The sequence below is a fragment of the Bartonella sp. CE47NXGY genome, assembly GCF_042195415.1.
Classification (GTDB): domain Bacteria; phylum Pseudomonadota; class Alphaproteobacteria; order Rhizobiales; family Rhizobiaceae; genus Bartonella.
Window position 1 is genome coordinate 23,363 of record NZ_JBHIOI010000018.1, and the last position, 7,953, is coordinate 31,315.

4 protein-coding genes and 2 pseudogenes are annotated in these 7,953 nt (G+C 38.2%); all 6 read right to left on the reverse strand.

What is annotated here, in order from left to right; all coding sequences use genetic code 11:
* Window positions 1–278: 278 nt before the first annotated feature.
* On the reverse strand, window positions 279–1,583 hold the full coding sequence (locus ACFIL3_RS06400; protein WP_375681944.1) for a BID domain-containing T4SS effector: 1,305 nt from the start codon (window positions 1,581–1,583) through the stop codon (window positions 279–281).
* Between the two features lie 309 nt (window positions 1,584–1,892).
* On the reverse strand, window positions 1,893–3,491 hold the full coding sequence (locus ACFIL3_RS06405) for a BID domain-containing T4SS effector (protein ID WP_375672050.1): 1,599 nt from the start codon (window positions 3,489–3,491) through the stop codon (window positions 1,893–1,895).
* Window positions 3,492–4,351: 860 nt separating this feature from the next.
* Window positions 4,352–4,471: pseudogene (locus tag ACFIL3_RS06410) on the reverse strand (integrase); the annotation flags it as partial.
* 561 nt (window positions 4,472–5,032) lie between these two features.
* Window positions 5,033–5,224, reverse strand: a pseudogene (locus tag ACFIL3_RS06415) (type IV secretory system conjugative DNA transfer family protein); the annotation flags it as partial.
* Between the two features lie 248 nt (window positions 5,225–5,472).
* Window positions 5,473–7,101 (reverse strand): BID domain-containing T4SS effector, encoded by a 1,629-nt coding sequence (locus tag ACFIL3_RS06420; RefSeq protein WP_375681945.1) that lies wholly within the window; start codon window positions 7,099–7,101, stop codon window positions 5,473–5,475.
* Window positions 7,102–7,617: 516 nt separating this feature from the next.
* Window positions 7,618–7,953 (reverse strand): type IV secretory system conjugative DNA transfer family protein (locus ACFIL3_RS06425; RefSeq protein ID WP_375681946.1); only part of this gene is annotated, 336 nt, incomplete at its 5' end.

Genomic DNA, 7,953 nt, shown 5'->3' on the forward strand with positions numbered 1-7,953 from the left:
TAACTTTTATATAAGGAAGATATCCAACCGAATGACCTCCAAAGATTTTGCGCTATTCATATTGATATGTAATGAACATTTATGTCTTTTATACAGTTTTTTTATGAAATATTATCAATAAGTTATAATAAATTACAGAATCCATTTTTAGGACTATTTTTTGTAATATTTTAAAACAATTCTTGGTGCAATCACGATAAAATGATTTGCACCAAGAAACTCACTGAAAAAAATTACATGAAAAACAAAAACCTATCTGTTTTTATGTTTATGTCCACTTACATGGCAAAAGCCATTCCTTTTTCTCCATGTCTTTGTCGTTGTGGGCTGGGCTCTGGACTATTGTATTCTCGTCCTCTTGCGTGATGATGATGGTGGTGATGTCTGTGTTCTGGGTCTCTTTCTGGACTTTCGTGTCTTTGACTTCTTTCTCTTTCCTGCTCCCGTGTAAACTGTTTATGGAGCTTTTGTGTATTATGTATATGTCTCTCAAGAGCTGAGCAAAGGTGGGTAAACTCATCTTCAGCTTCTCTGCGGCTTGGAGATTTTACACCAAGTATTTTGTGACCTGCAAGCTTACCAGCGCTTTCAGGATTTTCTGCAAGCTCCAATAAGACTTTTTCTGCACCCTGAGGATCATCAAGGATCTTCGCAAGTGGTCCATTCAAAGCATGTTCGTTTTTATAAACAACTCTGCATCGCTCTTGGATTTCTCTTACACCATATTGAAAGTCTACGTTTTTTAAAAGCTTTGTTGTAACCACATCTTTTGGGGTTCTGGGAGGGGAGATTCTGCCTCCGCCAACGCCTTGATAGATGGGATTTTCTAGTTGTTCAGATTCTTGCCCGCCTTCAGCTCCCATGCCAACCGTTGCATAGACGGATTCGAGTGGTCTTTGGGGAGAGTGCCTACCATTTTCACCAACTTCAAGCTCTGCATAGAGATGTTCTGGTTCTTGGGGATGTCGTCCACCCTGTGCACCTTCACCAACTGTGTCGTAGGGTGTTTGCCAATTTTGTGCTGCCAAATCCGTTATTGAATAGGGGTTTACGAGTTTGTCGGTGCGTCGCCCATCACTTGGTCTTTCACCAAGTCTGTCATAGGGATTTCCTAGTGGCTTTTGGGGAGCATAGGCCGTTTCTGATGATTGTTGAAGTGTATATTGAGGTGAGGTGCGCTGTTCTTTGGGTGGCTTATTAACCCTTGCGTAGAGGTCTTCTACATTAGAAGCTCCTAGGTTTTGTTGGTCAAGTGGCTTTTTGGGAGCATAAACCGTTTCTGGTGGTTGTTGAAGTGTATATTGAGGTGAGGTGCGCTGTTCTTTGGGTGGCTTATTAACTTTTGCGTAGAGGTCTTCTACATTAGAAGCTCCTAGGTTTTGTTGGTCAAGTGGCTTTTGGGGAGCATAGACCGTTTCTGGTGGTTGTTGAAGTGTATATTGAGGTGAGGTGCGCTGTTCTTTAGGTGGTTTATTAACCTTTGCGTAGAGGTCTTCTACATTAGAAGCTTCTAGGTTTTGTTGTTCAAATTGTCGTCTTAGTTCCTCTACATTGGTAGAAGAAGTTGGGTGACTTTTTTTCATGGCTGTTTCCTTTCAATATTTTTAGAAAACCTCTTTGGCGCATTTCCCACTTTTTGATATTTTTTAAGACAAAAGAAGAATATCAAACTGAATGGTATCCAAAGACTTCGCGCTATTCATATTGATATGTAATGGACATTTATGTCTTTTATACAGTTTTTTTATGAAATATTATCAATAAGTTATAGTAGATTATAGGATTCATTTTTAGGACTATCTTTTGTAACATTTTAAAACAATTGGTGGGCGTAATGGAGATAAAATGATTGGTATAAAGAGTTCTGTTGGAAGGCAAAAGTTCACGCGTTTTTAGCCGGTAAGAGCCAGCGATGAAGAGCGACTAACTTTCAAGCTGCGAGCTTGACATTGTGCTTCTTGGGTGTTCTTTACAGTATTCGCAATTTCTTTTGCTTTGCTTTCCGATGTTCCAAGGAGGCAAGCTAGTCTGGTATAATCTTTTTCTTGTATGGCTTTACGATCTTCTGAGGATAGACGATTGTGTAGTTGTCGTGAAAAGGTATGGAGTTCTTGTCGCAGTGAACGAGAATGCAATAAAGCTTCCCTTTGTTGTTCTTCTGGTAAGGCAAAAAGGTTTTGTAAATTTTTTCCAGGTTTTTCGACAGTGTGGTTCAGGCGATTTTGTTCTCTTTGGTGTTGCTCTAGAATTGCATCTTTTGTTTGTTGTGTTATTGCGCCATAATTTTTAAGGGCTTGGCTGAGTTGTGGAACAGCCTGTTCGGCTTGTCTGCGATTTGAACTTTTCATGCCAAGTATTTTACTCCCAGCAAATTTAGAAATTGATTGAGGGTTTTGTAAAGTTTCATCGGCAAACTGATTTCCTAAGTTTGGAGCTGCCGTTATGATATCTAATGTTGTCTTTAAGGACTGGGTTTTACCATAAACAGTCTTTGATAAATTTTCGATTTCTTTTCGGCATGCTTCAACATAAGCGTCATTTGAAATCCTTTCAAATAACTCTTCATGGGTAAGAGGGGCTAAAGTTTCTTTTGGGATCAGTGTTTCTTTTAAGCTTTGAACGTTGGTTTTTTGAAAGCAGAGGCGGGCACCGTTTTGTAATGTTTTGACTTGTTCTGGGGGAAGATCATCTTTGTGTCCGACGACGAAAGCTCCCTCTACTTCCATGACAAAACCTTCTGCTGAAAAACCTCTAAAGATGCCTTCATAGGTTACATCTTCTTTTGCAGCAACAACAACACGATTGTTAATTTCATCCAATCCAGCGTTTCTCATTTGGGAGATGAATTCTTTTAAAACAAGGGATTTTTGCGGATGCGTGATATCTTCAAAAAGATCTTTCATCGGTTGAGGATTGCCATATTGCATGGCTTCAATACAAGCTGCTGTCATGCGTCCTTTTGTGATGAAAGAAAAGTCAATGGTATGCCCTGCTGCTTGTCCAAGTTTTTCCATAAACATTCGATTGACGCGCCCATTCCCTTTTCTAAAAGGATGCGCGTGTTCAAGCGCCATAAAAACTTCAGCGGCACTTTCAGCAAATTCTTGGCGCGATAAACCTTTTAAATTGTTCTTTTCATTAAGTGTTTTTTCGAGTTGTTTTAGTTCTTTTTGAATCTTCGGTCCAATAGCAAAAGGAACTTCATAACCTTTGGGACGCATCGCCGGCATATGGGCAGAAGTGCCGTCTTCAAATGTAAAGGATGTATCGCGGGTGTGGCCCGCCCATTCAAAAGTTTCGTAGAAGAGGCTCCAGTGGATTAGTTTTAGATAGGAAGCATCAAATTTTTGTGGGGGTGGTTCATGGCGAAAATTTACGGCTGCTTTAGTGACGTCATGGGTACTGCGTTGATACAGTTTTTTAGGGTCTTTGATGCCATATTTATTTTTGAGTGTTTTGGTTCCTTTATATAGATAATTTTGCTCTAACATGTAATCTCTCCTAAGTAGGTAGGGTGGTGGTTGATGAGCGTCTTAAACGCTGCCATGTGAAAAATTCCCCTTCGCGTATTCTTTTGAGATTTTGGTTGTTATGAGAGGGAGTGCTTTTCCCTTCAGTGTATGGATGTTGTATCAATCGTTTTGTGATGCTTTTGAAAAGCTTTTCTGATGTTTCCTTTGTTTATTATCTTGTACTGTAAAATGCTGGTATTTAGGGCGCTGATATGAAGCCCATGAGTGGTCAGAAAATGGATTTTCTATAAATTGACTCTGGGTAAAATCTTCGTTTTTTGAGGTGTAAGGAAGAGGTCAAAAAGAAAAATGTTGCTTAAAATTGTTGTTTTTTCCTTTAACAAAGTTGTTTGCAAGAGCGCTTTGATGAGGGGCGTGGATATAGCGGGTGTAATCGCTCTTGGTTAGTGGATGGTGCTGGTACTTTTCATACACAGCTCTCAGATTGGTGAATCTATGGGCAAAAGCAGTCATCAAAAATTTTTCTCCATTATATTTTTTTTATTGCTCCATATGAATATCTTGCCATACGAACATCTTTTTTGTGTATTTTTGCAACAAAATGTTTTTTACTTTGTGTTGTTGCTCTTATTGTGTGCGCTGCTTTAAGATTTAAGACCCATAAGAGAATAAAAACTTTTCTTTGATTGGGGAGAAAAGCCTTTTTCAGCGCTTTATCATTAAAATAGAACACTTTATGATATCGTAAAGGGGGAAAAGCTTGTATAAGAATGATTTATTCATTTTGGTGTATATCTTGGATGTTTTTTGGGGGGGGAGGGAGAAAATCGATGTTTGTCGTGTGGGTGTTTTGAGAACTTCTTGTCTCAAAGGCAAATCTTTTGTTGATTATGTTCTTTAATGGAGGAACGCCCTTGACGTAAAACAGAATACCATTGGGGTGCTAATTCACGGGCTTGTTTTAAAGAGACATCTTTTAACACACCCATTTGGCGACGGTGCTCATAAATAGTACAACGTTAAAGCCCCCCATGAAGTGTATAAAATCTATTGAGCTTTCCCATTTTTACGCTTCATAAAGAAGCCAGTATCCTCACATACTTTGAGTGCCTAATGTTTCGGACAAGACCTTGGTCCTTAGAGACGGTTCATAAAAAGGTATGCCTTTCTTGTACAGTTTTACTCTACATGAGGCTCTCGCTTGTGACATGCAGGCGACAGAGTTTTGATTGATGCAACACGACATGGAACAGATTTAAGATGAGAGAATCTTACGCTATTTAGTCTCTTATTTAACAAAAAAATATAAATTATCATTTATAAATCAATTTATTATATAAATTATAGATGAAAAACTTTGTAGAAATGGGTTCCTTTTCCAAGTGGAGATATTAGTGTCGCTATTGGTTGGGTGTATGGGCGTTTTTATAAAGACTTTTTAAAGACCATGGGCGCTGATAAAGCTGATAAAACGATGCACAAAATATAAAAAGAAAAATCATGGATTTTTTGAACCTGTTTTTCTTGTATGCGGGCGGTTATTTTTTGTCAATATCGCATCATGGAGGGTAGTTTTTCTTTTGTGGGGTAAAGTGGTTTTTTGCAGCTGCGGCTAACATTTCTTTCCTTCTGAAATAGATGGCGCAACCACATCGCGAAGGGGAGCCTTGCATCAGAATAATTTGTTCATCTTGACGCATTTCTCGAATAACTTCGTGGGGTAAAATGAGTGCTCTTTTTAAAATATTCATATAACCACGAAAATCGACTCCATCTAAGACAAATAAAATAGGCTTTTGTAGCTTTCGTCGGTAGTAATCATGACGTTTAAAAGGAATTAACAATTATCCTGTCCAATTGCTTTGGATATGGTGTATATGCTATGTGCAAAATTGGTGGTAGGGCGCTTAAGTAGTCTGTTTTTTGCATGTATGATAAGAATATTAAAATATCTCTTTCACATAGGTGTTTAAATCAAAAAAACAAAGTTTCATATTTTTTAGTTGGCCATAGCAAGTGTATTTGAACGATTTTGTGTGCGTGTGTAGAATTGGCTATGAGCGTTCCTTGCTTTTTGAACAATGTCGGTAATTTCTCGTGCTTTCTGTTCTGATATACCAATACTTTGTGCAAGTGTTTCATAATCTTTGTTTGTGATCGCACTACATTCGTTTGATGAGAGACGATGTTCTAAACTGTTTATAAAAGTACGGAGCTCTTGGTGTAATTGAGGAGATTGAGACAAGATTTCTCTTTGTTTTTCCGGTGATAAAGCAAAAATAATTTGCAAGTTTTGACTGGGATTCTCTACCGCTTTTCCAAGGCGTTCTTGTTTAATTTTATGGTCTCGAGTGACTATATTATAGGTAGCTTCTACAGTATACACATAATTCTCAATTGCAAGAGAGAACACATCAAGATAATTTCGAGCGTGTACACGTGCCGGATTTTGTAGACCGCATATACTAAAACCTGCAAGAGGAGAAACAGAGTGCGGTGCCTGTTTAATCTGATTAGCAAACTGTCTGCCTAATTCTGGATTTTTAATAATCTCTTCTATCTGTTCGTTTAATACGTTTGCGTCACCATAAACAGCTTTTGCGTAAGCTCGGACTTGCTTTTGAGCTTTGAGAACGTAACTATCTAGCGCAACTGTTTTGGCACATTCACTTTTTGTGAGAGGCGCTAATGTTTCTTTTGGAATAAGCGTGTTTTCAAGCTCTTTGCTGTTGGGGGCGGTAAAGGTAATGATATCACCAGGTTTTAGTGTTTTTAATCGTTCTGGTGTGAGATCATCTTTGCTACCAATGATGTAAGTTCCTTGCATATCGAGTATAAAACCTTCTGAATAACAACCTTTATAAGTTCCTATATAGGTTTCTCCTGCCTTTGTTGCCATAACAAGGCGATCATCCACGTTGCGTCCCGTATTGTTTATGTGGTCCATAAATTCTTTTAAAAGACGTATTTTGGGGGGATTGGAGATATCCTCAAAAAGATCTTTCAACAGTTGTGTATTGCTATATTGCATTGCTTCGCTACAGGCAGCCATCATACGTTTTTGTGTGACAAGCGAAAAGTCAAGCTGATGTCCTGCAGCTTTGGCAAGATTTTCAAAAAAGACTTGTTCTGTGTGCTCATTGCCATCTATGAATGGGTGGATTTTGTGAAGAGAATAAAATAGACTCGTTGCTTCCTTGACAAATTCTTCGCGTGTTAAGCCTTGCAAATTGTCTTTTTCGGCAAGCGTTTGATCTAATTTTTGTAAGAGTTCAGGGATTTCTTCACCGGTTGCAAAATTATTGCCCCATTCCATTCTTTTCATTTCTGGCATGGCGGCAATGCTATCGTCTGTAAATGCGAAGGGGATATGGCGCAGATGTCCAGCCCATACAAAGGTATTTTTAAACAATTGTTGGTGGATATAGCATAGATAAGTTGAATTAAAATATTCTGGCAGGGGTTCTGCACGCAGATTGATCATGGCTTTTTGCCTATCATGTGAGCATTTTTCCAGAAAACGTTTTAAATCTGTTTCTCCATATCTATTTTTGAGAATTTGGGTACCAAGATAGATATAATTATGGGGTGAGGGAATTCCTTTTGTTTTTTCTTTTGCTTTGGGCATTGTTATATTCCTTATAATGTTACATTGTCTATGAGAGTGTGTTAAACTTTTTGTTTGAAAATCCCCCACGCATATTGTTTTGAGATGTTGAGACTTGGGTGAGGAAAAAATCCCTCAAATTCGTAGGTGTTTTTGAGTGTATCAATCTTTATCTTGGCACTTTTTTCTTTTACTGAGAGAGAATGGTTCATTTGGGTTGTTTTCATGCATATTGTCTTTTAATTTTTTTGTAGAAAAATTTCCCTATAAAAGCGGTGCCTTCAAAAGTTTCCTGATAGGATTCTCAAGGCATAGATATGATTGGTATTTATTATTTGGAGATGAGGAGAGTGCTTTATAAAGAAAATTGGCATTGGTAAGCACAGGCATAATACCATCATTTAAAGACTTTTCCCCATATTTTTCTTGTTGTATCAAGCGGGAATTCCTTCTTTATAGGCTTTTATGAGATAGAATCTCTGCTTTTATCCTTTGATGTTTTTGTTTTGATGCATGACCTCCATTAGAGGGTGTTTTTTAGTTTTTCTGTGCTTTTGGGGCAAAGCGGTTTTTTGCAGCTGCGGCTAACATTTCTTTTCTTCTGAAATAGATGGCGCGACCACATCGCAAAGGGGGTTGTCCTTGCATCAGAATAATTTGTTCATCTTGACGCATTTCTTGAATAACTTCGTGGGGTAAAATCAGGGCTCTTTGTTGGTAATTGACGTTGTATGAACTCTTTCCTAAAGATAAACCTCTTGATTTGTTTGTTCCGGTTACTTCAACGGTCATTTGGCCACAGCGTTCTGAAATGTCTTTGGCAGTTTGGAGATCTTTAATGGCAGCATAGCTGACAAAGGAACAACTTTCAAA